The sequence below is a fragment of the Streptomyces ferrugineus genome, assembly GCF_015160855.1.
GTDB lineage: Bacteria > Actinomycetota > Actinomycetes > Streptomycetales > Streptomycetaceae > Streptomyces > Streptomyces ferrugineus.
On sequence record NZ_CP063373.1, the window covers coordinates 9,292,771 to 9,317,564 of the forward strand.

Sequence of the window (24,794 nt, forward strand, 5' to 3'; positions counted from 1 at the left end):
CACCACCTGACGAAGGATCATGAAGCTGGATGAGCGGTGATCTTCGCACGAGAAGCGTCCGACTGATCACCAGAGGTGACATTTTCGCTCATCAGCGCAGCTCGGAGGGGGCGTCTCCATATCAAGAGAGTTCCCTTGCATGCAAATTGGTGCTGGACCGCACGCCTTGGTAGAGGAGTCCGTTCACACATCAGAGGGAGGCTCGGGCGCGAATGTGGACGCGTGCACGCGTTCACGAGCGACACGGGCAAGATCCACGCACAGGACGCGCACGAGCCCGTAACCGTTGCGTGACCTCCGCCACATCGATGAGAGACCTCTGAGAACCGGGCTTGGCCACCGGTCCCAACAAGTGGTAGGCGGCGGGCAATCCGGACTTAATGATGAAAGCCCGTGATCACGGGCGGAGTGAGGGGCGCCCGCAATGTCCGTTACGGCGTCAATAAGGGGCGCCCGGCCGGGATTTTCGGGCCTCCGTTGAACAACTGTGGCGCAGCACACGTTTCTTGAAGGTATGGAGGAGCCCCTGGTACCCGTTGTTCTCATGTCCCACACCGCTCACATACGCAGCCACCGGAAGCCCCGCCGCAACGCGACGACGTCCATCGCGATGCGCGCCGGAGTTGCCGGTGGCGTCCTCAGCATGGCAGCGGCAGGTGCGTCGGCCACGGCGAACGCCGCCGAGCCGGTGACACAGACCATCGAACTGCCCACCCTCACGGGTGATCTGGCGGACCAGCTCGCCCAGTCCGCCGACGCCACCCAGTTGGCGGCGGCGAACTACGAGCTCGACGCCGAGCGTGACGCGGCCGCCGCCGCGGCCGCCAAGGAAGCCAAGAAGGACCTCGCGGAGGCCAAGAAGAAGGCCGAGGCGAAGAAGAAGGCCGAGGAGGCCCGCAGGGCCGCCGCGGAGGCCGCCGCTTCGCGCAGCGCGGAGCGGGCCACCCTGTCCGCCTCCGCGTCCACGAGCACCAGCGTGGCCGCGCCCGCCAGCGGCAGCGTCGGCACGGTCATCTCCTTCCTCCAGGCGCAGGTGGGCGACGCATACGTCCTGGGGGCCACCGGCCCGGACGCGTGGGACTGCTCCAGCCTGGTCCAGGCCGCCTTCAAGCAGGTCGGCGTCGACCTGCCGCGGGTCTCTCAGGACCAGTCGACGGTCGGCACCGACATCCCGCTCTCGCAGATCCAGGTCGGCGACATCCTCTACTGGGGTGGCAAGGGCTCCGCGTACCACACGGGTGTCTACATCGGTAACGGCCAGTACCTGGACGCGGCCAACCCCTCCAAGGGCGTCGTCATCCAGGACCTGTCGGGGTACCCGGCGTCGGGCGCGGTGCGCGTCCTCTGAGTCGTACGGATCGCCGTAAGGGCCGCAGCCGCTCGGGGGCAGCGGCCCTTGCGCCGTGATCGAGTCCGTCCTGGCCGGGTACGTCCCGGCCGGGCGCCTCTCAGCCGAGGTCGAAGGTGTTGGGCAGGCCCAGCCTGTAGCGCACCTCGTCGACCCGCTTCAGGGGCTCCAGCTCCGGGGGCCGGTACAGCTCCCAGATCTCGCAGCGCTCGGCGCCCGAATTGTCCGCGTCCAGGAGCGCGTTGACCGCGAGGCGTGCCGACTCGTTGGCGCCCTCCATCGTCGCCAGGTCCACGTCGGTGCGCACGTAGTCGCCCGCGAGGAAGAAGTTCGGGACCCTCGTGCGGGCCGTGGGGCGGTTGTAGAGGGTGCCCGTGGGGTGGATCAGGAGCTGTTCGCGGTTGCGCGGCTCGGGGCCGCCGAGGCCCGTCACCGCCGGGTCCATGAACCAGCCGAGGCGGTCCTCGTCCCGGAGCGTGGTCTTGCCGGCGTCGTTGAGGCCGTCCTTCAGCTGTGCCCAGAGTTCGGCGACGACCTCCTCCTTGGTGCACTCCTTGGCCGTCTTGCCATACAGGATGCCCGGCTTGTCCCATTCCGAGATGATCGCGGAGAGACAGTCGTGGGCCCGGCCGTCGCCGTAGTCGCGCGAGAAGTCCCGCCCGGGCCAGAACTGGGCCTGGCCGACGGCGGTCACCGACCACGGTGAGTCGAGGCAGTTGATGTGTCCGTGCACGACGGGGGTGGGCGTGTCCAGGTAGAACATCACGCCGGTCATCCAGTCGGTCTCCAGGGCGTCGCAGCGCGCGAGCTGCGGGTCGGCCGCGCGCAGTCCCGAGCCCCAAGTCAGACGGGCGTGCTCCACCGGGAGTGCGGACACGTAGTGGTCGGCGGTGACCGTGCGTTCGTCGCCGCCGTCGCGGGCCGAGACGCGGACGCCGGTGACGCGTCCGGCGTCGTAGCGGACCTCGCGGACCTGGGTGCCCGGGACGAACTCGACGCCGAGGGAGCGCAGGTGCCGCTCCCAGGGGTCGATCCAGGCCTCGCTGGTGGGGGCGTTGAGGACGCGGTCGATGTCGGCGTCGCCGTCCATGCCGCGGCCGAGCAGGCCCCACAGGAGCAGGGCCTCGATGATGACGCGGCCGACGGTGCGGGTGGAGGCCACCTCCGCGCGTGTGGCGACCAGGTTGCGGGTCTGGCCGACGCCGAGGACGGTCCGGTACTCCTCGCTCATCTCCTCGGCGCGGATGAAGGCCCACCAGGCGACCTTCTCCCAGTGCTCCTCGCGGCGGGCGTCGCAGCTGGTGAGGTGGACCAGGAGGCGGTCGGCGAAGTAGGCGGCCTCGTGGGCCGGCAGGCGGGTGCCGAGGTCCAGGACCGACAGGATCTGGTCGCGGATCCAGCCTGGGGTGAGGTCGCCGGGGCGGGGCGGGGTGGTGCCGCGGCGCAGCGGGAAGTGCAGGTCGGGGCGGCCGCCTGCGCGGGCGAACAGGGCCTCGGTGCCGCTGACGAGGTTGTCGTGGACGCCGTGCGCGTTGCCGGGGACGGGGATGCGGCGCATGGTGTCCGGCAGGTTCCGGTAGAAGCCGGGGAAGAAGCGGAAGCCGTGCTCGGCGGGGAGGTCGGCGCGACCGCCGGCCGCCGTGCCGGGGACGGGCATCGAGCGGGCCTTGCCGCCGAGGGCGTCGTAGTACTCGTAGACGGTGACGGCGTAGCCGCGTTCGGCGAGTTCGTGGGCGGCGCTCAGGCCGGAGACCCCGCCGCCGAGGACGGCGACCCGCTTGCCCGCCGCCGCCTTCGCGCTTCCCGCGGGCCATAAGGCGAGGGCGCCGGCGACTCCCCCGGCACCGGCCAGAAAGCGTCTGCGGGTGTGGCCGGACGGTGTGTGACCTGTCTTCTCCTGGGGCGTCTGCGTGTGTTCTGTTGTCATGAGTCCCGGAGGGTAGGGAGGGTGCGCGGAGGCCGGAAGCCCGTTTCACGCCCGGCCACAGCATCCTCACAACCCGCGACAGCAGAAGGACAGAAGGAGAGAACAGCGATGCCGAGCGTTTTCGTACAAGGCAGGCCCGTCGAGTCGTATCCGCCGCTCGCGCCCGAGGCCCGGCGCGGGTCGGTGCGCAGGATCACCGAGGTGGGTGAGGAGGTACTGCACAAGCCGTGCCGGGACGTGACCGAGTTCGGGCCCGATCTCGCCGCGCTCATTGACGACATGTTCCTGACGATGTACATCGCCGAGGGAGCCGGACTCGCGGCGAACCAAGTCGGCGTGGATCTGCGGCTGTTCGTGTACGACTGTCCGGACGACGACGGGGCCCGGCATGTCGGGCACATCGTCAACCCGGTGCTGGAGCCGCTCGCGGCCTCGGACCGGCGGCTGCTGGACGACACGGAGGGCTGTCTGTCCGTGCCGGGCGCCGTGATGGACGTACCGCGTCCGGACCGGGCCGTGGTGCGCGGGCTCGACAAGGACGGCGCGCCGCTCGTGATCGAGGGCACGGGCTACTTCGCCCGCTGCCTCGCCCACGAGACCGACCATGTCAACGGCCACGTCTATCTGGACCGGCTGTCCAAGCGGGAGCGGAAGGACGCGCTGCGGCAGTCGGCGGACCGGCGCGAGGAGGTCTTCGCCCGCCGGACCGTCAGGGCCTCGGCCCTCAGCGGCTGATCGCACCGCCACACCGAAACGCGTGCCGGGTGCCGCTCCCGCTGGAGCGGCACCCGGCAGCGCACGAGGGTACGTCAGGCGGTGGTGCCGCCACCCTGCCCCGCCGCCCGCCGGCGCAGGTACAGCACAAGGCCTGCTCCCAGGCCGAGCGCGAGCACCGCGCCCCCGGCGATCAGCGTCACGCCGCCGGCACCGGTAAGGGCCAGACCGCCGTCGGTGTCGGTTCCCGTGTCACCGCCGGAGGTGTCGCCTCCCGTGCCGCCGCTGGAGGAGCCGGAGCCGCCGTCCGTGCCGGAGGAGGAACCGCCGCCCGTCGTGCCGCCGTTCGACGTGCCGCCGTCGGACGAGCCGGTGCCGCCGTTCGTCGACTGGCCGGTGCCGTTGAGCACGATCCAGGCCGAGTCGTTGGACTTGTCGGACTCGCGCGGGTTGTCCCAGTCGGGCAGCGCCACCTTCGCCTTGGCGTTCTGCACCACCCGGTCGATGCGCAGGTCGAACGGGAAGGTCAGCCGGGCGTCCTCCAGCAGCGGGGTGTCCACGAAGCAGAGGTAGCCCTTGGTGTTCTCGGCGATGTCCGTCTCACGGCAGGCTTCGGGAGCCTTGGTGACCTTCGCCCCCTCGGGGACCTCCACCGTGAAGCCGATCGGCTCACCGCCCGAGCGCAGGGCGCTGATCCAGGCCGGACCGTTGTTGCGGAAGCCGAGCTTCGCCGTGACGGTGTCACCCGCCGCGCCCTTGAGCGACGCGCCGGTCAGCTCCAGGTCGTACTGGTTCGTCGCGGGCAGGTCCAGCTCGGCGTAGCGGGTGTAGTCCGCCGGGTCGGCTCCGGGGACCTCCGTCAGCTTCAGGTCCGGGCCGCTGCCGGGCCGGTAGTCCTTGGCCTCGCGCAGGCTCTTCGCCTCGGCCGGGCTGACCGCGCTGAAGCCGTAGTTGAAGATGTCGAACAGGGCGAAGTCGGCGGTCTTCACCTTCAGCGGCTCGGTCAGCGCGTACGCCGTCCCCGCCTTGATGGTGTCGGGGAAGGTGCAGATCGCCTCGGTGCCCTGGTGCAGCAGGGGTCCCGTGGTCACTTCGGCGTAGGCGCAGTTGCCGTACGAGTCGGGGAAGGACAGGCCGCGGGAGCCGTGGAAGCGCAGTACCGCGCCTTCGGAGTCCATGGCGCCCTTGTTGCGCAGGCCCACGGGCGCCTCATAGGTGTCGCCGGCCTCGAGGTCCTTCGGCAGCGACAGCTCGCGGTTGACGAACTCGGCGCCGCCCACCAGCACGTCGATGTCGAGCGGCGTGAAGTCCAGCCCCTCGCCCTCGCCGGTGACCTTGATGGTGCCGAAGTCGCCGGCCGCGCTGTCGTCGTTGACGTCGACACGGATGTCGCCGACGCGGTTGTACGTCTCACCGGCGTACAGCTCGTAGCCGTCGCAGACCGCGACGAGGCCGTCGGCGTCGCAGGGCAGCTTGACGGAGGCGACGCCCGCGAGTTCGGAGGCGTCGATGCGTATCTTGTAGTCGCCGGTGAAGACGGTCGGGATGTTCCCGTCGCCCTCGAACTCCTCACCCGGGACGTTCAGTCGCAGCTGGACCTGCGGCTCCGTGGCGTCTCCGTTGTCGGAGTCGAGCGACAGGTCGACCCGGTTCTCGCCGGTGATCGTCACGGGCAGGGGCGCGTCCGCGGCCTGGGCGGTGCCCGCGAGACCGACGGCGGCCAGCCCCGTGGCGGCCAGCAGCCCCACGGATCTGAGCGGCCAGGTCCGCCGTACTGACTGGAGGGTCATCGAGTGCTCTCTCGTCGATGGGAGGGTGCCCGGGCGGGCACACACCCTTCGACCTGAGCCGGCGTCGATGCGTTGTCCACGGATGCATCACAGCAGGGTCACATTCCCGCAAACACCACCGGCCTCGACCACATCAAGGAACCCAAAGAACCCAGGGAACCCAAGAAACCCTTCACGCCTTCGGCGCCACCTTGCTCAGCCCGTTGATGATCCGGTCCATCGCGTCGCCGCCGGTCGGGTCCGTGAGGTTCGCGAGCAGCTTCAGCGTGAACTTCATCAGCAGCGGGTGGGTCAGACCGCGCTGGGTCGCGACCTTCATGACCTTCGGGTTGCCGATGAGCTTCACGAAGGCGCGGCCCATCGTGTAATAGCCGCCGTAGGTGTCCTTCAGGACCCGCGGGTAGCGCTGCAAGGCCAGTTCGCGCCCCGCGGGCGTCGAGCGGGCGTGGGCCTGGACGATGACGTCGGCGGCGATCTGGCCGGACTCCATGGCGTAGGCGATGCCCTCGCCGTTGAAGGGGTTCACCAGGCCGCCGGCGTCGCCGACGAGCAGCAGGCCCTTGGTGTAGTGCGGTTGGCGGTTGAAGGCCATCGGCAGGGCGGCGCCGCGGATGGGACCGGTCATGTTCTCCGGGGTGTAGCCCCAGTCCTCCGGCATCGACGCGCACCAGGCCTTCAGGACCTCGCGCCAGTCCAGCTCCTTGAAGGAGTCGGAGGTGTTGAGGACGCCCAGGCCGACGTTCGAGGTGCCGTCGCCCATGCCGAAGATCCAGCCGTAGCCGGGGAGCAGGCGGTCCTCTCCCGGGCCTCGGCGGTCCCACAGTTCCAGCCAGGACTCCAGGTAGTCGTCTTCGTGGCGGGGGCTTTCGAAGTACGTCCGTACGGCCACGCCCATCGGGCGGTCCTCACGGCGGTGCAGGCCCATCGCCAGGGACAGGCGGGTGGAGTTGCCGTCGGCGGCCACGACCAGCGGGGCGTGGAAGGTGACCTCGCGCTTGTCCTCGCCGAGCTTGGCGCGGACGCCGGTGATCCGGCCGGTGCGGTCGTCGACGATCGGGGCGCCGACGTTGCAGCGCTCGTGGAGCCGGGCGCCGGCCTTCTGGGCCTGGCGGGCGAGTTGCTCGTCGAAGTCGTCGCGCTTGCGGACGAGGCCGTAGTCGGGGAAGGAGGCGAGATCCGGCCAGTCCAGCTGGAGCCGTACGCCGCCGCCGATGATCCGCAGGCCCTTGTTGCGCAGCCAGCCGGCTTCCTCGGAGATGTCGATGCCCATCGCCACGAGCTGCTTGACCGCGCGCGGGGTCAGGCCGTCGCCGCAGACCTTCTCCCTGGGGAACTCGGTCTTCTCCAGCAGGAGTACGTCGAGGCCGGACCTGGCGAGGTGGTACGCCGTCGTGGAGCCGGCTGGTCCCGCGCCGACGACGATGACATCGGCGGTGTTTTCGGAGAGGGGCTCGGTCACGGCGGGATCTCCCCAAGGTTCGAAATCTGCGTGCCGACCGGCACTGGACATGGGCAGTCTATTCAGCAGCAGTGATCACCCGGCCGAAGGGATGCCTCCGTGAACCGAACTCTCCCCGTGGTGCGGCTGCGTGTCCCGACCGACGAGGACGCCGTCGCCTGGCACCGGGTCTTCGCCCACCCCGATGTCATGGAGTTCCACGGCGGCAAGGCAGCGGAGCTGTCGGTCTACGAGGAGCTCACCGCCCGGCAGCGCCGGCACGACGCCGAACTCGGGTTCTGCCTGTGGACCATGCTCGATGAGAACGATCAGGTCGTGGGCTTCACGGGCGCCCAGCCGTGGCCGCGGGACTGGGGCCCGAAGGGCGAGATCGAGATCGGCTGGCGGCTCGGCCGGGAGTACTGGGGCAAGGGGTACGCCACGACGGCCGCGCGGGTGGCCCTGGAACGGGTCCGGGCGGCAGGGGTGAGGAGCGTGGTGGCCATGGTGGACGCGCGCAACGCCCGCTCCATCGCGGTCACTCAACGACTGGACATGCACCTGACCGAGACCTTCACGACCCCCGTGACCGAGGCGACGGGCCTCTGCTACCGCCTCAATCTGTGACGCTCGGTAATCGACTGTCACAGACAGAAACCTGACGCTTCCGGACGGCACCCCCGGGCGGTTACCCTGCCAGTACCGCTGGGGGTGACATCTGTGCGCATAACACCCAAAACGCCCGAGGTGCGAGTGCCGAGACTCGTCGGACTGATGGCCATGGACGCGCGCGAGGCGGCCAAGTCGCACGGCCTGTTCCTGAACGCGCCGGACCGGCCGGACTTCCACCTCACCGTCGTCGACTATGTCGTACGCCAGTACCCCCAGCCCGGTGCCGAGGTGCCGCGGGACTCGATGGTCTACATCTGGTTCGACTTCGGCGAGGGTGAGGGCGGCGGAGGCGTACGCGAGCCACGCATACCGCGGCCGCCCTCCGGTGGGCTGCAACGCGAACTCGACGAGCCCGGAGACCCGTACCCCGTGGTCAGCTCTGCTTGAAGCCCCGGTGCAGGGCCACGACCCCGCCGGTCAGGTTGCGCCAGGCCACCTTCGACCAGCCCGCCTTGCGCAGCCGCTCGGCCAGGGCCGGCTGGTCGGGCCAGGCGCGGATGGACTCGGCGAGATAGACGTAGGCGTCGGGGTTCGAGGACACCGTGCGCGCGACCGGAGGCAGGGCGCGCATCAGGTACTCGGTGTAGACGGTGCGGAAGGGCGCCCAGGTCGGGTGCGAGAACTCGCAGATCACGACCCGGCCGCCGGGCCGCGTCACCCGGTGCATCTCGCGCAGCGCGGCGTCGAAGTCCTGGACGTTGCGCAGCCCGAAGGAGATCGTCACGGCGTCGAAGGTGTCGTCCTTGAACGGCAGCCTCGTCGCGTCGCCCGCCGTGAACGGCAGCCAGGTGTGCTTGCGCTTGCCGACCTGGAGCATGCCGAGCGAGAAGTCGCAGGGCACCACGTAGGCGCCGGTCCGCGCGAAGGGCAGCGAAGAGGTGGCCGTGCCCGCGGCCAGGTCGAGGATCTTCTGCGCGGGGCCGGCGTCGACGGCCTTCGCGACCTCCTTGCGCCATCTGCGGTCCTGGCCGAGCGACAGCACGTCGTTGGTCAGGTCGTACCGTTCCGCCACGTTGTCGAACATCGAGGCGACTTCGTGCGGCTGCTTGTCCAGGGATGCGCGGGTCACGGGCCCATTGTGGCAGTACGGCCGCCCGGCACGAGCTCCGGCTTCTTCTTCGCCGCCACGTCCTCCACCCATCCGCACGCGAGGACGAACACCGCGATCAGGATCCAGCCGACGCCGAACATGAACCACTGGCTCCCCAGCGGCAGGTACGTCTCGAACGCGGGCACGTTCCAGAACCGGTCGATCAGCGGGACGGCGAGGATCAGGGCGATCTCGTGCCAGAGGTAGATCGTCACGGCACGGGCGTTGAAGATCGTCACGAGGCGGTCGAGGAGCCGGAAGCGGGCAAGCCATGCGAAGTCGATCCGGAAGTACTCCTTCGCGTACATCAGGAGCGTGACGTAGCCCGCCGACCAGAAGGCCTGCGCGAGCGGGATGTCGTCCAGGTCGTACGAACCCGTCTCGGCCTGGTGCGTGAAGGCGTACCAGCCGCCGTACGCGATCGCCGCGAGGGAGAGGGCCACGACGGCGACGGGCCGCAGGCGGCGCAGGACGCCGTCGCGGTGCGCGAAGCCGAGGATCCAGCAGAAGGAGAAGACGGCGAGGTCGGTGAGCGCGCTGCCGAGGCGGTCGTCCGGGGGCTCCCACAGGAAGTGGCAGACCAGGATCGGGGCGAGGGACAGGACCAGCACCGCCACCGGGGCCAGGCGGAACACACGCAGCAGCAGCGGGGACAGCAGGACGAACCACAGGTACGTCCGCAGGTACCAGAGGATCTCCCAGGCCTGCTCGCCCCACGCGTCGCCCGGCGGGTCGCCGAGCGGCACGATCCAGTAGACGATCTGCCAGCCCGGCATCCAGTCGTGGATCAGCATCGCCACGACCACGAAGACGCCCCAGAACCAGAAGGGCGGCAGGAGGCGGCGCAGACGGCTGCGGACCACCTTCGCCGCAGGACGCTCCAGGGACTTCGCCATGAGGGTGCCGGCCAGGGCGAACATGACCCCCATGGAGGGGAAGACCATGCCGGCCCAGGCCCAGCCGAAGGTGTGGTACGTCACCACCCTGACGAGAGCCACCGCCCTGAGGGTGTCGAAATAGCGGTCACGTACGGGGGCACCGGCCGCGGGCGGAGTGACCGGGACCGCCACCCTGCTGTGCGCCCCCATCAGCTCACCCCTGCCGGCGTCCCCACTTCACCCGTCCGCTTCAGCTTCTGCCAGCGCAGGCGGCCGCCGGTCATGGCCGTGATGCAGGAGTGGATCAGGACCAGGTACATCATCTGGCGGTAGGCGAGCTGCTGGAGCGGCATCATCAGCAGATAGCGGTACTTCTCGCGATCGAGGCGGAAGGCGTACGCCGCGCACAGCAGTTGCACCGCCAGCACCACGAGCCAGGCCAGCAGGGCCGCCGTGAAGTCGACGAAGATCATCGAGTAGACGGTGAAGACGTCGATCAGCGGGGCGAAGACCGGCGTGACGATCTGGAAGATCACGACCAGCGGCATGCCGACCCGGCCGAAGCGGCCCGAAGGCCCCTTGTCCGTCAGCGACTTGCGGTGCTTCCACAGCGCCTGCATGGTGCCGTACGACCAGCGGTAGCGCTGCGACCACAGCTGCTTGAGCGAACCGGGCGCCTCCGTCCACGCGCGCGCGTGCTCCTGGTAGACGACCCGCCGGCCCGCGCGGTGCATGGCGATGGTGATGTCGGTGTCCTCGGCGAGCGTGTCCTCGCTCATGCCGCCGACCTGAAGCACCGCCTCGCGGCGGAAGGCGCCGATCGCGCCGGGGATGGTCGGCATGCAGCGCAGCAGGTCGTACATGCGCCGGTCGAGGTTGAAACCCATCACGTACTCGATGTGCTGCCAGGCTCCGATGACCGTGTCGCGGTTGCCGACCTTGGCGTTGCCGGCGACCGCGCCGACCTCGGGATCGGCGAAGGGCCGCACCAGCTGCCGTACGGTGTCCGGCTCGAAGACGGTGTCGCCGTCCATCATCACGACGATGTCGTGACTGGCGCTGCGCACTCCGTTGTTCAGCGCCGCCGGCTTGCCCGCGTTCTCCTGGCGGATGACGCGGACGTTGGTCATGCCGAGTTCGTGGGCGGCGCGCCGGGCGATCTCGGACGTACCGTCGGTCGAGCCGTCGTCGACCACGATGATCTCGATCGGATGGGTGCTCTTCGACAGCGACGCGAGGGTGTTGGCGATGCACTCCTTCTCGTTGTACGCCGGGACGATCACGCTCACCGGTTGGTGGACCGGCGGTCCCCAGCTGAACCGGCGCCTGTTGCGCTGCCGGTGGTGGCGCCGGGCGAGGATCAGCATCATGCCGAAGCGGCCCATGACGGCGACGCCGACGACGAGAAGGCCGACCGACAGCATCGGCACCGCCCACTCGGCGACGGCCACGGCACCGATCAGCGCCTTGCCCTCGTAGAGGGTCGCGCCGGTGGCGGCGCGGTGGGCGGCCTGGAGGTTCCCTTCCGCGGCCTGGTTCCCCTCAGCGGCCCGTCCGCCCGGGACCGGCTGCGCGGGGCCGCCGGCCTGCTGACCGTTCGCCGCCGCCTCTTGCTGGAGGACGCCGCTGATCGTGGTGAAGGTGTATCCCTTCGCCCGCATCTTCTCGATGTACTTCGGCAGCGCCTCGATCGTCTGCGACCGCTCGCCGCCCGCGTCGTGGAAGAGGACGGACGCGCCGTCGCCGTCGTCCGGAGTGGCCCATTCGATGATCTTCGAGACGCCGGGCCGCTTCCAGTCGTCGCTGTCGGTGTCGACGAAGACGCTGGTGTACCCGTCCTCGCCGAGCTTCTGGTAGACGGGCCAGCTGTAGTTGTCGATGGCGTCCGTCTCCGAGGAGTACGGCGCCCGGAACAGCGTGGTCGTGATGCCGGCCGCGCCCGCGAGCGCGAGCTGGGTCTGCTGCATCTCGCGGTTGACGCGGGCGTCGCTCTGGTAGGAGAGGTCGACGTGGGTGAAGGTGTGGATGCCCACCTCGTTGCCCTCGTCGACCATGTCCGCGACGATCGACGGGTAGCGCGAGACCATCGAGCCGACCACGAAGAACGTGGCGGGCACGTCGTACTTCTTCAGGATCTGAAGAACCTGTGGCGTCCAGGTGGGGTTCGGCCCGTCGTCGAAGGTGAGCGCGATCGTCTTGTCCGGGACGGAGACGGGGGTGGCCTGCCCGGCCCGGAAGGTGAGGATCGGCCCGCCGTCGAGGATCTCGTCGGGGACCTTGCTCGAACTGGCCCCGGTGCGCACCCGCTGGTCGCCGCCGACCTCGGCACGCAGATAGCCGTCGAGCAGCATCACGCTGGTCAGCGCGAGCAGGAGCAGTCCGGCGAGGATGACCCGGGGTTTTTGCAGGGCCGCGGCCTTGCCCGCCACCCGCTCGATACGGGAGGGGGCACGGCGGCGGCGACGTGAGGGCGTCGTCGTGGTCATGAGTGGGCCTGCGCTCCGGTCAGTCGGCGAACGCGGACGGGGCGGGGGACACGGACGGGGCGGGGGCGCCCGGAGGCGGACCGCCGGGGCCGCCCTGGCCGTTCGCGAAGGGCAGCAACTGGGACGGGGTCAGTGAGGTGCCGACGCCCATGAAGGCCATGCCCAGCACCACCGCGTAGCCGAGGCAGGCGACGCCGACCAGCAGGCCGAGCCGCCGCAGCAGCTTGGAGCGGCGTCCGGAGTTGTCGACGAACACGGGTCCCTGGTTGTCGAGGGCAGTCTCGGATTGCATTCCCCGGACGTTAGGGAACCTTTATGTGCCCAGAACTCGCTCTCTGTGTGAGACGCATATGAGAAACGCGTGAGCCTGTCCTTTGCCTGAGAGTTTTCGGCAACGCCCCGAAAAGGGTGAGAGGTTTGCCGGCATGCATACGTACCCAGGGAAATCGGCGGTCGGACTCGTCTGCCTGCTCGCGCTGACCACGGCGTGCTCCGGCTCCCGGAGCGCCTCGTCGAGCACGTCGTACGCGTCGAGCTCGTCCTACGCTCCCTACGTCAGCGCCACCGACGCCTCCGACCACGACTGGGCCGGCTCCCCGGCGACGTACAACCTGGCCTTCGTCATCTCCGACGGCAGCGACTGCACCCCCAAGTGGAACGGCACCACCGCGATCTCCGACTCGGCCGTGAAGTCCCGTATCTCCCGGCTCGCCCAGGGCGGCGCCACCGTCCGTGTCTCCTTCGGCGGCGCCTCCGGCAAGGAGCTGGCGGCGAGTTGTGACAGCGCGTCCGAGCTGGCGCGGGCGTACGGGAAGGCGCTGGACGCGGCGGGTTCCGCGCAGGCCGACTTCGACGTCGAGGGCGACGAGCTGACCGACTCCGACTCGGTGGACCTGCGTTCGGAGGCGATCGCGCTGCTGCAGAGGGAGCGTGGCGATCTGGAGGTGTCCTTCACGCTGCCGGTGATGCCGTCCGGGCTGGACGACGACGGCGTGGCGCTGCTGCAGTCCGCGAACGAGCACGACGTTCAGGTCTCCACCGTGAACATCATGACGATGAATTACGGCGAGTCGTACACCGGCGACATGGGTGAATACGCGCTCACCTCCGCGAAAGCCGCCCATGCGCAGCTGAAGGAGATCTTCGGTACGTCCGACGCGACCGCGTGGAAGGCGATGGCGTTGACGTCGATGCTCGGGGTGAACGACGTCGATGATGAGACGTTCTCGCTCGATGACGCGGCGGAGGTGCGGGAGTTCGCCGACGACAAGGGGATCGGGTGGGTTTCGATGTGGGCGACCTTCCGGGACCAGGAGTGCGGGGACGACTCCTCTGCGGAGGACGCGTTGACCGATTGCAGCGGGGTGGATCAGGAGGACGGGGCGTTCGGGGAGGCGTTCTCGGGGTGAGCTCGGGCGCCCGCGCCCCTTGAGGGGCGCCCTCAGCGCCGTCGGTACACCAGTCGCCCGGCGACCACAGTGGCCACACATGTCCCAGCGCCGCGCTCCGCCAGTTCCGTCTCGTCCGGTACGTCGAACACCGCGAACCGGGCGGCGGAGTTCCGCTCTCTCGGGGCCGCGAACTCCACCGGCAGCCCGGCGGCGTAGGGGTCGAGCGCGGGGGTTCCCCCGGGGCGGCCCAGCCGGCCCACGACCGCCAGACCGGACCGGTGCACAGCGTCCCGCACCGCTCGGTTGCGCAGTTCCTCGCAGGCCACCCGGACCGTGCCGTGGGCCAGCATGCGCTGCAGGCCCCGTCGTGCGCTCGCGCCCCAGCGGGTGTCGTCCATGGCGAGGGTCGCCAGCGCGTCCCCCATCAGTGGCTCGGTGCCCAACTCGTCGGACTCGCGGGGATCCGGGTGGTACGCCTCCTCCAGCAGCTCGTTGCCGTGGAGGTTGATCAGCCCGGGTGTGAGGATGCCCGGCCACTGGCGCACGCGCGCCCGCGGATGGGCGGCGACCAGGTCCGTCAACTGTCCGGCGCCGGCGATCCACGCGCCCTCGACGGCCAGCGCCCGCCCTCTGGAGTCCGCGTGAATCGTCAGCACGAGTACGTCAGGTGGAGTCAGCTGGAATCAGTTGGAGGCGAGGATCTTCAGCTCGGGATGTGCCGTGCCGCCCGCGATCGCCGTCGAGGAGATGTGGGAGGCGACCCGCTCGTCGACGGGGTCGTTGGCCGGGTCGTCGTGCACGACCAGGTGCTCGTACGTCGTCGAGCGCTGCGCCGGCACCCGGCCCGACTTGCGGATCAGGTCGATGATCTCCATCCGGTTGGAGCGGTGCTTGGCACCGGCCGAGGAGACGACGTTCTCCTCCAGCATGATCGAGCCGAGGTCGTCCGCGCCGTAGTGCAGGGAGAGCTGGCCGATCTCCTTGCCCGTGGTCAGCCAGGAGCCCTGGATGTGGGCGATGTTGTCCATGAACAGGCGCGCGATGGCGATCATCCGCAGGTACTCGAAGATCGTGGCCTGCGTGCGGCCCTTCAGGTGGTTGTTCTCGGGCTGGTAGGTGTACGGGATGAAGGCCCTGAAGCCCCCGGTGCGGTCCTGCACCTCGCGGATCATCCGCAGGTGCTCGATGCGCTCGGCGTTGGTCTCGCCGGTGCCCATCAGCATCGTCGACGTCGACTCGACCCCGAGGTTGTGCGCGGCCTCCATGATCTCCAGCCAGCGCTCCCCGCTCTCCTTCAGCGGGGCGATGGCCTTGCGGGGGCGGGCGGGCAGGAGTTCCGCTCCGGCGCCGGCGAAGGAGTCCAGGCCGGCCTCGTGGATGCGCGTGATGGCCTCCTCGACCGAGACCCCCGAGATCCGGGCCATGTGCTCGACCTCGCTCGCCCCCAGGCTGTGGATGACGAGCTGCGGGAACTCCTTCTTGATGGCGGCGAAGTGCTTCTCGTAGTACTCCACGCCGTAGTCCGGGTGGTGACCGCCCTGGAACATGACCTGCGTACCGCCGAGTTCGACGGTCTCGGCACAGCGCCGCAGGATGTCGTCGAGGTCGCGGGTCCAGCCCTTGTCCTTGTCCTTGGGCGGGGCGTAGAAGGCGCAGAACTTGCACGCCGTCACACAGACGTTCGTGTAGTTGATGTTGCGCTCGATGATGTACGTCGCGATGTGCTCGGTGCCCGCGTACCGGCGGCGGCGTACGGCGTCGGCGGCGGCGCCCAGCGCGTGCAGCGGGGCGTCTCGGTAGAGGTCGAGCGCCTCCTCTGGGGTGATCCGCCCGCCCGCTGCGGCACGGTCGAGCACAGACTGGAGGTCGGCCTTCTCGGTCACCGGGGCGTCCCTTTCGTCAAGGGTTGTGGACGGACCGAACCAGCCTACGCCAGGGGTTTCGCCGGGCCGACCTCAGGCCGTGTACGCCCCGATCAGCAGCCCCACGAACGCCCCGGCGAGCAGGAACGGCCCGAACGCGATCGCCGACTTGCGCCCGGCCCGCCGCAGCAGGACGCGCCCCCAGCCGTACAGCGCCCCGAACAGGAACCCGGCGAAGGCGCCCAGCATGACCGTCGCCCAGCCGTACCAGCCCAGCACCGCCCCCGCCCCGAACGCGAGCTTCACATCGCCGAAGCCGAGGCCGTCCCGGTTGATGAGGTGCAGCACGCCGTAGCCGGCACCGACCGCGAGCATGGCCCACAGCGCGGTCGGCCAGTCCCCGGCGTGCTCGGGAACGAGGGCGACCAGGCCGAGCAGTGCGAGGGCGGCGCCCGGGAAGAGCAGGGTCAGCGGGTTGGGCAGCCGCCGCACCCGGAGGTCGACCACCGTGAGCAGCACGCCGAGGGGCGCGAGGAGCAGCCAGACACCCAGCTCGGGCCGGGTGCCGGTGGCGGCGGCGAGGGCGGCGCAGACGAGGGCGGTGGCGGCCATGAGCACGGGGGCTCCGGGGTCGTACGGCACCCGGGTCCCGCAGCGCCGGCACCGGGCCCGCCCGATCCACCCGCGGATCGGATGCCCCTCCGGACAGCGGTCCCGCCATGCCTCCTCCTCCGGAGCGGAGAACCGGTACGCGGCGCGCGGCAGCAGCGCACCCGCCCCCACGCCCCACAGCCCGGCCGCGACCACCAGGGCCGACGTGCTCACCCCCACGTGCGACTCCCTACTCGACCTTCGACAGCCGCGCCTCGGGGTTCCCCTCGTCGCTGCTCTCCGAGCGGTACACCAGGTCGTCGCCGGCCGGGGTGATCCGCACGGTGTGCGGGGTCGGGTTGCAGCCGCGGTGGTTGTTCTTGCGGCCCACGGACGTCACGACGAGCTGTTTCGCGGTCACCTGCTTCAGGGTCAGTACGTCGTTGCAGACGCCGCCGAGCAGGTCGGTCTGGCGGAGGGTGCCCACCTCGTCGCCGACCTGGGCCTTGTGCACGGTGAGCCGGAAGGTGCCGGCCGGCAGGGTGCCGTTCAGGGCGGTGGCCTTGCCCTCCCAGGTGCCGAGGTAGCGGGCGGGGACGGAGCCCTTGGCCGGGGTGCTCGTGTCCTTGCCCGGCGCCTCGGACGAGGAGGCGTCGGCACCCGCGTTGGTGTCCTGGTCCCCGCCGCCGGGCAACAGGTCGAACAGGAACGCCGACCCCACGGTCACCGCGGCCATCGCTCCCGCGACCGCCAACGCCACCGTGCAGCTCACCCGCCGCCCACGGCCGCCCTCCCCCGGCGTCGAGGCCGCCGCGACGGAGACGGAGAGCTTGCCGGGCGAGGGCGCGGTGTCCGCGAGGGGCGGGGCGTCGCGCGGCTCCGGCACGGCGGCGGGCGGCGCGGCCGGGGCCCCCGGCACCGGCATCACCGGCGGCGGCCCGAACTCCCCGACCGTCAGGGGCCCCGCGTCCTGCCCACCGTCCGTCATCCGCCAGGCCCCTTCACCTCCGACCGCCGCCTGCCCGGCCTCTTCACCTCCGACCGCCGCCCGCCCGGCGCCCTCGCCTCCGACCGCCGCCCGCCCGGCCCCCTCACCTCCGACCGCCGCCAGCCCGGCCCCCTCGCCTCCGGCCGCCGCCAGCCCAACCCCCTCACCTCCGGCCGCCGCCCGCCCGGCGCCCTCGCCTCCGGCCGCCGCCAGCCCAACCCCCTCACCTCCGGCCGCCGCCCGCCCGGCGCCCTCGCCTCCGGCCGCCGACCGCCCGGCCCCATCGCTTCCCGCCGTCGCGGCTCCCCCGCCCGTAGAGTCGCCCGCCCCCACCGATGGCCGGCTGAACCCGACCGGCCCCGACGGGACATCCGTCTCCGCCTCCAGGTTCAGCAGCCGCACAGCTCCCCGGCTGACCTGCTCGACCAGCGGCCCGGGCAGCCATCCGCCCGCCACCAGCCGAGCCGCGCCCTGGGGAGCCAGTCGCCGGGCCACCTCGCCCGGAGCGGGGCGCGCGCCCGGTTCCTTCGTCAGGCAGTGCGCCACCAGTTCCCGCAGTTCGCCGTCCAGCGCGCCGAGTTCGGGCTCCTCGTGGACGACCTTGTAGAGCAGCGCCGCCGACGAGTCCCCGGAGAACGGCGGCTCGCCGGTCGCCGCGTACGCCAGCACCGCGCCCAGCGAGAAGACGTCCGCCGCGCCCGTGACCCCCTTGCCGATGATCTGCTCGGGCGACATGTAGCCCGGGGAGCCGATCGAGACGCCGGTCGAGGTCAGGGACGCCGTGCCGTCCATGGCGCGGGCGATGCCGAAGTCGATCAGCAGCGGGCCGTCCAGGGTGAGCAGGATGTTCGACGGCTTCACGTCCCGGTGCACCAGGCCCAGTTCGTGCACCGCCGCCAGCGCCTCCGCGAGCCCGGCCCCCAGCGCCCGTACCGAATGCGCGGGCAGCGCGCCCGAGTCCGCGACCGCGGACGACAGCGACGGCCCCGCCGCGTACGCCGTGGCCACCCACGGCACCGCCGCCTGCGGATCGGCGTCCAGCACGGGCGCCGTCCACGCGCCGCCCACCCGCCGGGCCGCCTCCACCTCGCGGCGGAAGCGGGCGCGGAACTCCTCGTCCAGGGCGAAGTGCGGATGCACGATCTTGACGGCGACCGTACGGCCGCCCGCGCTGCGCCCCAGGTACACCCGCCCCATCCCGCCGGAGCCGAGCCGGCCGAGCAGCCGGTACGGCCCGACGACGGTGGGCTCGTCCGCTCCGAGCGGCTGCATCGGCGTCCACCCCTCCCCCGTAGGAACGTCAGCAGGTTAGTGCGCGAACACCGCGCGCCTCACGGCTGGAGCAGATCCACCTTCACATCCGCCGGGAATCCCGTCGTCGGCCCCACCCTGCGCGCGAACTCCGCGACCGCCGCGAGCTGCGGGCCGCCGAACCGGAAGTCGAGGGTGGTGAAGTACCGCTCCAGGACCCGCTCGTCGAACGCCTCCCAGCGGGCCGCCTGCTCGGCGACCTTGCCGACCTCCTCCAGGGAGAGGTTGCGGGAGTCGAGGAACGCCTCGTGGACCTTGCGGGTGATGACCGGCTCGCGCTCCAGGTAGTCCCGGCGCGCCGCCCACACCGCGAAGACGAAGGGCAGGCCGGTCCACTCCTTCCAGAGCGTGCCGAGGTCGTGCACCTCGAGGCCGTAGCGCGGGCCGTCCAGCAGGTTCGCGCGCAGCGCCGCGTCTCCGATGAGCACGGCCGCGTCCGCCTCCTGCATCATCAGGCTGAGGTCGGGCGGGCAGGTGTAGTAGTCGGGCCGGACGCCGTAGCGCTCGGCGAGCAGCAGCTCGGCGAGGCGCACCGAGGTGCGCGAGGTCGAGCCGAGGGCGACGCGGGCGCCGTCCAGCCGGTCCAGCGGGACCTGCGAGACGATCACACAGGACATCACCGGACCGTCGCAGCCGACCGCGATGTCGGGGAAGGCGACCAGGTCGTCGGCGTTGCGCAGGAACTCGACGAGGGTGATCGGCCCGATGTCGAGGTCGCCCCGGACGAGCTGCTCGCTGAGCTTCTCCGGCGTGTCCTTGGTCAGCTCGAAGTCGAGCAGGGTGCCCGTTCTCGCGAGCCCCCAGTACAGGGGCAGGCAGTTCAGGAACTGAATGTGGCCTACGCGCGGCCGAGTGCGAGAATTGTCCACATCGCGAGACTAGACCCCATGAGGTAGCGTGCAGCCTTCAGGGTCGTGACACCCTCGTCACAGCCACCCGACGTCAACATGACGCGGGGCTTCAAACGTCCGAGTGACGTGATCTTGACCTCTATTGCTTTCGGCTGCCCACGTGCTAGGCTCGCCGCAAGTTGCAGTTTGGTTTCCCTTGCAGTACAGAGCCTGCGGAGCATGTGACCGCGGGCTCTAGTCGTTTTCAGACGTATGCAGATGTGCGGCGCTTGCTTTTCACACTTGCAGGTTCTGGAGCAGGGCAACCCTTTGGGCCCAAGGAGGGCTTATGGCTACCGGAACCGTGAAGTGGTTCAACGCCGAAAAGGGCTTTGGTTTCATCGCCCAGGAGGGCGGCGGCCCCGACGTCTTCGTCCACTACTCCGCGATCAACGCGAACGGCTTCCGTTCGCTCGAAGAGAACCAGCAGGTGAGCTTCGACGTGACGCAGGGCCCGAAGGGCCCGCAGGCGGAGAACGTCACCGCCATCTGAGGCCAGCGCCTCTGATCCGGAACGAATAGCAGTACCCAAGGAGCCCCTCGCCGCAAGGCAGCGGGGCTCCTGCCTTTTCTCAGAGTTCCCGCTCCCTCTCAGACGTGCTGCATCACCAGCACGAACGTCGTCCCGGGCGCCAGCGCCTCGTACGAGTGCGGCACGTCCCCGCGATACGACATGTAGTCGCCCGGCCCCAGATCGACCTCCTCGCCCCGGGGCCCCGCCTTCACCCGCCCGGTGCTGACGATCAGATGCTCCACACTCCCCGGAATGTGCGGCTCCGACTCACGGGCCGGGCCGGGTTCCGCGCGCAGGTGGTAGATGTCCCGGCGGGCGCCGGGCGGGCTGGCCGAGAGCAGGGTGGCCACGTAGTCCGCCCGCTCCGAGGCGACCGTCGGCCCCTCACCCGCCCGGATCACCTGCACCGCCGAGGCCGGCGGCTCCACCAGCACGCTGAACGGCACCCCGAGCGCGACCCCCAGCGCCCACAGCGTCTCCACGCTGGGGTTTCCGCCGCCCGCCTCCAGCTGGGACAGCGTGGACTTCGCGATCCCCGCCCGTTTGGCCAGCTCGGACAGCGACAGCCCGACCCGGGTGCGCTCACGGCGCAGGGCGGCGGCGATCCAGGTGAGGGGCTCGCTCATGGCTTCACTTCCCGTCGTTCGCTACACAGGTACGTTCGTTCGCCTTGACGAACGGACGCTCGCTTGTTCATTCTGGAAAACATGCGTTCACTTCTCCGAACACCGATGATGGCACCTCTGGTGCGCGACAGTGCACTGGTCTGGCTGGCGAGCGGGGTCGTCGGCGTCTCCTTCGGCGCCATCGCGGTCGCCGGCGGGCTGCCGCTCTGGGTGCCGGTGGTGATGTCGCTGGTCGTGTACGCGGGCTCGGCGCAGTTCAGCGCGGTCGGCGTGCTGCTGGCCGGGGGCGGACCGCTAGCCGCGGCGGCGACCGGGCTGTTCCTGAACACCCGCACGGCCGCGTTCAGCCTGGCCGTCGCCGATGTCATCGGCGGCCGTGGCCGCCTCGCCCGCTTCCTCGGCGCCCACCTGGTCACCGACGAGACGGTCGCGTTCACGCTCGCCCAGCGGGATCCGGCACTGCGCCGGGCGGCCTTCTGGGTGAACGGGCTCGGCCTGTTCGCCGCCTGGAACACCGGCGTCCTCGCCGGCGCGCTCGCCGGAACCGCACTCGGCGACACGGCGACCTACGGCCTCGACGCCGCCTTCCCCGCCGTACTGGTGGCCCTGGTCCTGCCGACCCTGCGCACGGACGCCCGGATACGACGGTGCGCGCTGCTCGGCGCCGCACTGGCCCTGGCGGTGACACCGGCCGTCCCGGCGGGGGTGCCGGTGCTGCTGGCGCTGGCGGGGCTGGTCCGGTACGGCCGTGGGGAGGCGTCGGCGTGAATGCCACGGTGGCCATGATCCTGGCGCTGGCGGTGGGGACGTACGCCTTCCGGCTGGTCGGCCCGGCGCTGCACGGGCGGGTGGAGCTGCCCGCGCGCGTCCAGGAGGTGCTGTCGGCGGCCGCGGTGGTGCTGCTGGTGGCGCTGCTGGCGACGGCCGGGCTGGGCCGGTGCGGCCGTGGGGAGGCGTCGGCGTGAGTGCCACGGTGGCCATGATCCTGGCGCTGGCGGTGGGGACGTACGCCTTCCGGCTGGTCGGCCCGGCCCTGCACGGGCGCGTGGAGTTGCCCGCGCGCGTCCAGGAGGTGCTGTCGGCGGCCGCGGTGGTGCTGCTGGTGGCGCTGCTGGCGACGGGGGCGCTGACGGAGGGCGGTGGCTTCGCGGGGTGGGCGCGGCCGGTCGGGGTGCTGGCCGGGGGTGTGCTGGCGTGGCGCGGGGCGCCGTTCCCGGTGGTGGTGCTGGCCGCGGCCGGGGCCACCGCGCTGCTGCGGGCGGCGGGGCTGGCGTGAGGGGGCCCATGGGAGCATCGCCGGGTGACCGATGGGGAAGAGAACGGCCAAAGGGAGAGCGGCGGGAGTGCCGCCGAGAACAAGCTGGCGACGGGGGTGTCCGTCGGGCTCTCCCTGGGCGCGAGCATCGGCCTCGTCCTCGGGATGACCGTCCTCGACGACCTGGCCCTCGGGCTGTCGCTGGGGATGTGCCTGGGCCTCGCCGTCGGCACCGGGGTCGCCGCCGGCCGGATGCGCGACGGCGAGCAGGAGGACGGAGGCGAGTAGCCGCCCGCCTTCGCTAAGGTCCCCGGCCATGACCGAAGCCGACTTCCTGACCACCACCCGCACCTTCTACGACGCCATCGCCGAGGACTACGCGACCCTCTTCAAGGACGCGCTCGCACAGCGGCCCCTGGAGCGGGCGATGCTGGCGCTGTTCGCCGAACTCGTCGACGGGGACGGCCCGGTGGCCGACCTGGGCTGCGGTCCGGGCGAGGCGACCGGCCATCTCGCCTCGCTGGGGCTGCCGGTGTTCGGCATCGACCTGTCGGAGTCGATGCTCGCGATCGCCCGCCGCGACCACCCGGGGCTGCGTTTCGAGCGGGGCTCCATGCTGGAGCTGGACATCCCGGACGGCACACTGTCCGGCGCCATGTCGTTCTACTCGTCCATCCACACCCCCGTGGCGGAACTCCCGGCGCTCTTCGCCGAGTTCCACCGCGTACTGGCCCCGGGCGCGCCGCTGCTCGTCGCGTTCCAGGCCGGCGACGAGCACCGCCACCACGACCGGCCCTTCGGTCACCCGGTCGCGCTCACCTTCCTGCGCCGCCGCCCGGAGGACATCGCCGAGCTGCTGACAGCGGCCGGATTCGCCCTCGTCTCCCGGACGGTCCGCGAGCCGGACCCGGCGTTCGACGAGACGGCCGCGCAGGCGTTCCTGATCGTCCGCAAGCCCGCCGTCTGAGGCCGCTCAGAGTCCCGGCGAAGTCCTTCCGAGGCCGCTCAGAGAGTCCCGGCGATGTCCTTGGCCGCGATGTACCCGAACGTCATCGCCGGGCCGATCGTCGAACCCGCGCCCGCGTAGCTGTGCCCCATGACGGCCGCGCTCGCGTTGCCGGCGGCGTACAGGCCCCGGATCACCGAGCCGTCCTCGCGCAGCACACGGGCGCGGGCGTCCGTGACCAGGCCGCCCTTGGTGCCGAGGTCGCCGGGGACGATCCGGAAGGCGTGGTACGGGGGGAGCCAGAGGGGCGCCAGGCAGGAGTTGGGGAGGACCGACGGGTCCGTGTAGTAGTGGTCGTAGGCGCTGTCGCCGCGGTGGAAGTCGGGGTCCTCACCTTTCAGGGCCTGGGAGTTGAAGCGGTCCACCGTGCTGCGCAGCGCCGCCGCCGGGACGCCGATCGAGGCGGCGAGCGCGTCCAGGGTCCAGGCCTTGTGGGCGGCGCCCGAGCCGTACCAGTCGGCGGGGAGGGGCAGGGCCGGGGCGACGTCCTTGAAGAGATACCGGTTGCGGTAGTTCTGGTCGACGATCAGCCAGGACGGGATGGCCGGGCTGGTGTCGTTCACGTCGTACATCGTGTGGACGACGTCGCCGTAGGGGGCGGCCTCGTTGACGAACCGGGCGCCGGCCGCGTTGATCAGCAGACCGCCGGGGAGGGTGCGTTCGGCGAGGCAGAAGTACGGCCGGTCGGGGAGCGGGATCGCCGGGCCCCACCAGGCGTCGTCCATGAGGCCGAGCGCGGCGCCGAGACGCTGTCCGGCCCGGATGCCGTCGCCGGTGTTCTCCTTCGCGCCGACGGTCCAGTCCGTGCCGATGGGCCGGCGCTGGTAGCGCTCGCGCATCGCCGCGTTGTGCTCGAAGCCGCCCGAGCCGACGATCACGCCCCGGCGGGCGCGGACCAGGCCGGGGGTGCCGTCCCGGGTGACGACGGCGCCGCTCACGGTGCCGCCCTCGACGTAGAGGTCGGTGAGCGGCGCGCCGAGCCACACGGGAACCCCCGCCGACCGCAGCCCCAGGCGCAGTCCGGCCGCCAGCGACTGCCCCATGGTCAGCGGCTTCTCCCCGCGCAGGGCCGCCGCCGTGCCCCGCGCCAGGCACTGGGCGGCCACCGCGGCCCCCTTGAGGTTCACCGCGGCCAGGGCCAGCCACTTGTAGTCGGCGCTGAAGACGACCAGTCCGGCCGGCACCTCCAGGTACGGCGGGTTCAGCCGGGCCAGTTCGGCGCCCAGGAGGTTGCCGTCGAGCTGGTCGGGCTCGATGGAGCGGCCGTTCGGCAGGCCGCCGGGCAGCTCGGGGTAGTAGTCGCTGTAGCCCTCCATCCAGCGGAACCGCAGCGGGCTGTTGGCCATGACGAAGGAGAGCATCGCCGGGCCGTGGGCGAGAAAGGCCCGCTGCCGGTCCGCGGGAACGTCCGGGCCGACGACGGCGGCGAGGTAGGCGGCGGCCTTCGCGGGCGTGTCCGGCACGCCCGCCGCGAGGATCACGGAGTTGTTGGGGATCCAGATCCCGGCACCGGACCGGGCGGCCGACCCGCCGAAGGTGGGCGCCTTCTCCAGCACCACACAGCTCAGGCCCTGCTTGGCGGCGGTGAGGGCGGCGGTCATGCCGGCGGCCCCGGAGCCGACGACCACGACGTCGTACGTACCGAGCAGGGGCAGATCGGCCGCATGGGCGGCGGTGAACCCGAGGGAGGCCGTGACCGTGCCCGCGGCACCGGCGGCGAGGAGGTGTCTTCGGGAAGGGTGCGCGCTGGTGGTCATGGGACAGCTCCCGCCTGGACGACTCCGCATATCTGAGGATGTGTCAGAAGTGCGAATGTGACGCGGATGCCTTGTGAAGTCAAGTGCGGGGAGAGGGAGTTGAGCGCCGCTTCCCACCCTTTTGGGTCGGCACCCGCCCCCTCCCCGCCATGGTCCGGACTCCGGCGAGGGCGAGGAGCGGGTTGCCGCCCGGGCCCGTCCAGGATCGTCGTACATCGGGCAAAGCCCAGTCAATCCTTGGGATTTGTGGCGACCTCCAA

The 24,794-nt window shown here is 71.0% G+C and carries 25 protein-coding genes; 11 read left to right on the plus strand and 14 right to left on the minus strand.

The genetic code is table 11. The features are described from left to right. Nucleotides 1–514: 514 nt before the first annotated feature. A complete protein-coding gene (locus IM697_RS41230; RefSeq protein WP_194042160.1) occupies nt 515–1,348 on the plus strand; it encodes a C40 family peptidase in 834 nt (277 codons plus the stop codon). A 100-nt stretch (nt 1,349–1,448) separates the two neighbouring features. Here the strand turns inward: IM697_RS41230 and IM697_RS41235 are convergent, their stop codons facing one another. Beyond that, the gene (locus IM697_RS41235; protein ID WP_194042162.1) at nt 1,449–3,275 is read right to left on the minus strand and encodes a hydroxysqualene dehydroxylase; all 1,827 of its coding nucleotides are present in this window, start codon (nt 3,273–3,275) and stop codon (nt 1,449–1,451) included. Between the two features lie 108 nt (nt 3,276–3,383). On the opposite strand from IM697_RS41235, the gene def reads away from it, so the two are divergent. Next, nucleotides 3,384–4,010 (plus strand): peptide deformylase, encoded by a 627-nt coding sequence (def, locus tag IM697_RS41240; RefSeq protein ID WP_194042164.1) that lies wholly within the window; start codon nt 3,384–3,386, stop codon nt 4,008–4,010. A 74-nt stretch (nt 4,011–4,084) separates the two neighbouring features. Here def and IM697_RS41245 read toward each other — a convergent pair whose 3' ends face one another. Both IM697_RS41245 and IM697_RS41250 read right to left on the minus strand, forming a co-directional pair. Then, a complete protein-coding gene (locus tag IM697_RS41245; protein WP_194042166.1) occupies nt 4,085–5,779 on the minus strand; it encodes a hypothetical protein in 1,695 nt (564 codons plus the stop codon). Between the two features lie 172 nt (nt 5,780–5,951). Further along, a complete protein-coding gene (locus IM697_RS41250; RefSeq protein WP_407699582.1) occupies nt 5,952–7,289 on the minus strand; it encodes a geranylgeranyl reductase family protein in 1,338 nt (445 codons plus the stop codon). A gap of 48 nt (nt 7,290–7,337) precedes the next feature. Between IM697_RS41250 and IM697_RS41255 the strand changes: the two genes are divergently transcribed. Both IM697_RS41255 and IM697_RS41260 read left to right on the plus strand, forming a co-directional pair. Further along, the gene (locus IM697_RS41255; RefSeq protein WP_194042170.1) at nt 7,338–7,844 is read left to right on the plus strand and encodes a GNAT family N-acetyltransferase; all 507 of its coding nucleotides are present in this window, start codon (nt 7,338–7,340) and stop codon (nt 7,842–7,844) included. A gap of 120 nt (nt 7,845–7,964) precedes the next feature. Continuing rightward, on the plus strand, nt 7,965–8,276 hold the full coding sequence (locus tag IM697_RS41260; RefSeq protein ID WP_194042172.1) for a PASTA domain-containing protein: 312 nt from the start codon (nt 7,965–7,967) through the stop codon (nt 8,274–8,276). On the opposite strand, the gene IM697_RS41265 is transcribed toward IM697_RS41260, so the two are convergent. Genes IM697_RS41265 through IM697_RS41280 form a run of 4 tightly spaced genes read right to left on the minus strand, consistent with a single transcriptional unit; the run spans nt 8,263 to nt 12,635 of the window. Then, complete coding sequence (locus tag IM697_RS41265) at nt 8,263–8,958, minus strand: demethylmenaquinone methyltransferase (RefSeq protein ID WP_194042174.1); 696 nt, start codon at nt 8,956–8,958, stop codon at nt 8,263–8,265. The two genes, IM697_RS41260 and IM697_RS41265, sit on opposite strands and share 14 nt — an antisense overlap. Next, the gene (locus IM697_RS41270; RefSeq protein ID WP_194042176.1) at nt 8,955–10,067 is read right to left on the minus strand and encodes an acyltransferase family protein; all 1,113 of its coding nucleotides are present in this window, start codon (nt 10,065–10,067) and stop codon (nt 8,955–8,957) included. The genes IM697_RS41265 and IM697_RS41270 overlap by 4 nt, the downstream gene beginning before the upstream one ends. After that, on the minus strand, nt 10,067–12,343 hold the full coding sequence (locus IM697_RS41275; RefSeq protein WP_194042179.1) for a bifunctional polysaccharide deacetylase/glycosyltransferase family 2 protein: 2,277 nt from the start codon (nt 12,341–12,343) through the stop codon (nt 10,067–10,069). Before IM697_RS41275 ends, IM697_RS41270 begins: the two co-directional genes overlap by 1 nt. A 19-nt stretch (nt 12,344–12,362) precedes the next feature. Further along, on the minus strand, nt 12,363–12,635 hold the full coding sequence (locus tag IM697_RS41280) for a hypothetical protein (RefSeq protein WP_407699583.1): 273 nt from the start codon (nt 12,633–12,635) through the stop codon (nt 12,363–12,365). 133 nt (nt 12,636–12,768) lie between these two features. Between IM697_RS41280 and IM697_RS41285 the strand changes: the two genes are divergently transcribed. Next, nucleotides 12,769–13,752, plus strand: coding sequence for a chitinase (locus IM697_RS41285; protein ID WP_194042181.1), 984 nt, complete (start codon nt 12,769–12,771; stop codon nt 13,750–13,752). A 32-nt stretch (nt 13,753–13,784) separates the two neighbouring features. On the opposite strand, the gene IM697_RS41290 is transcribed toward IM697_RS41285, so the two are convergent. From IM697_RS41290 to IM697_RS41310, 5 genes are all read right to left on the minus strand, one after another. Then, nucleotides 13,785–14,390, minus strand: coding sequence for a hypothetical protein (locus tag IM697_RS41290; RefSeq protein WP_194042183.1), 606 nt, complete (start codon nt 14,388–14,390; stop codon nt 13,785–13,787). A 27-nt stretch (nt 14,391–14,417) separates the two neighbouring features. Then, nucleotides 14,418–15,617: a cyclic dehypoxanthinyl futalosine synthase gene (gene mqnC, locus IM697_RS41295; protein ID WP_194042185.1), complete on the minus strand. Its 1,200-nt coding sequence runs from the start codon at nt 15,615–15,617 to the stop codon at nt 14,418–14,420. 72 nt (nt 15,618–15,689) lie between these two features. After that, nucleotides 15,690–16,421, minus strand: coding sequence for a prepilin peptidase (locus IM697_RS41300; protein ID WP_194050095.1), 732 nt, complete (start codon nt 16,419–16,421; stop codon nt 15,690–15,692). Between the two features lie 16 nt (nt 16,422–16,437). Next, on the minus strand, nt 16,438–18,447 hold the full coding sequence (locus IM697_RS41305; RefSeq protein ID WP_194042187.1) for a serine/threonine-protein kinase: 2,010 nt from the start codon (nt 18,445–18,447) through the stop codon (nt 16,438–16,440). A 59-nt stretch (nt 18,448–18,506) separates the two neighbouring features. After that, the gene (locus tag IM697_RS41310; RefSeq protein ID WP_194042189.1) at nt 18,507–19,355 is read right to left on the minus strand and encodes a menaquinone biosynthetic enzyme MqnA/MqnD family protein; all 849 of its coding nucleotides are present in this window, start codon (nt 19,353–19,355) and stop codon (nt 18,507–18,509) included. A 310-nt stretch (nt 19,356–19,665) separates the two neighbouring features. Between IM697_RS41310 and IM697_RS41315 the strand changes: the two genes are divergently transcribed. Next, entirely contained in the window at nt 19,666–19,869 is a 204-nt protein-coding gene (locus IM697_RS41315; RefSeq protein WP_043442843.1) for a cold-shock protein, read from the plus strand. Between the two features lie 98 nt (nt 19,870–19,967). Here the strand turns inward: IM697_RS41315 and IM697_RS41320 are convergent, their stop codons facing one another. Then, nucleotides 19,968–20,516 carry a helix-turn-helix domain-containing protein gene (locus IM697_RS41320; protein WP_194042191.1) on the minus strand — a complete coding sequence of 183 codons (549 nt, stop codon included), beginning with the start codon at nt 20,514–20,516 and terminating at the stop codon, nt 19,968–19,970. 81 nt (nt 20,517–20,597) lie between these two features. On the opposite strand from IM697_RS41320, the gene IM697_RS41325 reads away from it, so the two are divergent. The 5 genes from IM697_RS41325 to IM697_RS41345 are packed head-to-tail and all read left to right on the plus strand — an operon-like array spanning nt 20,598 to nt 22,738. Continuing rightward, nucleotides 20,598–21,284, plus strand: a complete 687-nt coding sequence (locus IM697_RS41325) for an AzlC family ABC transporter permease (RefSeq protein ID WP_194042193.1) — start codon at nt 20,598–20,600, stop codon at nt 21,282–21,284. After that, on the plus strand, nt 21,281–21,481 hold the full coding sequence (locus tag IM697_RS41330; protein WP_194042195.1) for an AzlD domain-containing protein: 201 nt from the start codon (nt 21,281–21,283) through the stop codon (nt 21,479–21,481). The genes IM697_RS41325 and IM697_RS41330 overlap by 4 nt, the downstream gene beginning before the upstream one ends. Continuing rightward, a complete protein-coding gene (locus IM697_RS41335) occupies nt 21,478–21,792 on the plus strand; it encodes an AzlD domain-containing protein (RefSeq protein ID WP_194042197.1) in 315 nt (104 codons plus the stop codon). Before IM697_RS41330 ends, IM697_RS41335 begins: the two co-directional genes overlap by 4 nt. A gap of 24 nt (nt 21,793–21,816) precedes the next feature. Continuing rightward, the gene (locus tag IM697_RS41340; protein ID WP_194042199.1) at nt 21,817–22,059 is read left to right on the plus strand and encodes a glycine zipper domain-containing protein; all 243 of its coding nucleotides are present in this window, start codon (nt 21,817–21,819) and stop codon (nt 22,057–22,059) included. Between the two features lie 28 nt (nt 22,060–22,087). Further along, nucleotides 22,088–22,738: a class I SAM-dependent DNA methyltransferase gene (locus tag IM697_RS41345; RefSeq protein ID WP_194042201.1), complete on the plus strand. Its 651-nt coding sequence runs from the start codon at nt 22,088–22,090 to the stop codon at nt 22,736–22,738. A 38-nt stretch (nt 22,739–22,776) separates the two neighbouring features. On the opposite strand, the gene kstD is transcribed toward IM697_RS41345, so the two are convergent. Beyond that, nucleotides 22,777–24,534: a 3-oxosteroid 1-dehydrogenase gene (gene kstD / locus IM697_RS41350; RefSeq protein WP_194042203.1), complete on the minus strand. Its 1,758-nt coding sequence runs from the start codon at nt 24,532–24,534 to the stop codon at nt 22,777–22,779. Nucleotides 24,535–24,794 lie beyond the last annotated feature (260 nt).

What these genes read in the sequence shown, in the direction of transcription:
- IM697_RS41230 (WP_194042160.1), top strand. Translation starts at nt 515, where the DNA reads ATGGAGGAGCCCCTGGTACCCGTTGTTCTCATGTCCCACACCGCTCAC.
- IM697_RS41235 (WP_194042162.1), bottom strand. Translation starts at nt 3,275, where the DNA reads ATGACAACAGAACACACGCAGACGCCCCAGGAGAAGACAGGTCACACA.
- def (WP_194042164.1), top strand. Translation starts at nt 3,384, where the DNA reads ATGCCGAGCGTTTTCGTACAAGGCAGGCCCGTCGAGTCGTATCCGCCG.
- IM697_RS41245 (WP_194042166.1), bottom strand. Translation starts at nt 5,779, where the DNA reads ATGACCCTCCAGTCAGTACGGCGGACCTGGCCGCTCAGATCCGTGGGG.
- IM697_RS41250 (WP_407699582.1), bottom strand. Translation starts at nt 7,289, where the DNA reads ATGTCCAGTGCCGGTCGGCACGCAGATTTCGAACCTTGGGGAGATCCC.
- IM697_RS41270 (WP_194042176.1), bottom strand. Translation starts at nt 10,067, where the DNA reads ATGGGGGCGCACAGCAGGGTGGCGGTCCCGGTCACTCCGCCCGCGGCC.
- IM697_RS41275 (WP_194042179.1), bottom strand. Translation starts at nt 12,343, where the DNA reads ATGACCACGACGACGCCCTCACGTCGCCGCCGCCGTGCCCCCTCCCGT.
- IM697_RS41280 (WP_407699583.1), bottom strand. Translation starts at nt 12,635, where the DNA reads ATGCAATCCGAGACTGCCCTCGACAACCAGGGACCCGTGTTCGTCGAC.
- IM697_RS41285 (WP_194042181.1), top strand. Translation starts at nt 12,769, where the DNA reads ATGCATACGTACCCAGGGAAATCGGCGGTCGGACTCGTCTGCCTGCTC.
- IM697_RS41305 (WP_194042187.1), bottom strand. Translation starts at nt 18,447, where the DNA reads ATGCAGCCGCTCGGAGCGGACGAGCCCACCGTCGTCGGGCCGTACCGG.
- IM697_RS41315 (WP_043442843.1), top strand. Translation starts at nt 19,666, where the DNA reads ATGGCTACCGGAACCGTGAAGTGGTTCAACGCCGAAAAGGGCTTTGGT.
- IM697_RS41320 (WP_194042191.1), bottom strand. Translation starts at nt 20,516, where the DNA reads ATGAGCGAGCCCCTCACCTGGATCGCCGCCGCCCTGCGCCGTGAGCGC.
- IM697_RS41325 (WP_194042193.1), top strand. Translation starts at nt 20,598, where the DNA reads ATGCGTTCACTTCTCCGAACACCGATGATGGCACCTCTGGTGCGCGAC.
- IM697_RS41345 (WP_194042201.1), top strand. Translation starts at nt 22,088, where the DNA reads ATGACCGAAGCCGACTTCCTGACCACCACCCGCACCTTCTACGACGCC.
- kstD (WP_194042203.1), bottom strand. Translation starts at nt 24,534, where the DNA reads ATGACCACCAGCGCGCACCCTTCCCGAAGACACCTCCTCGCCGCCGGT.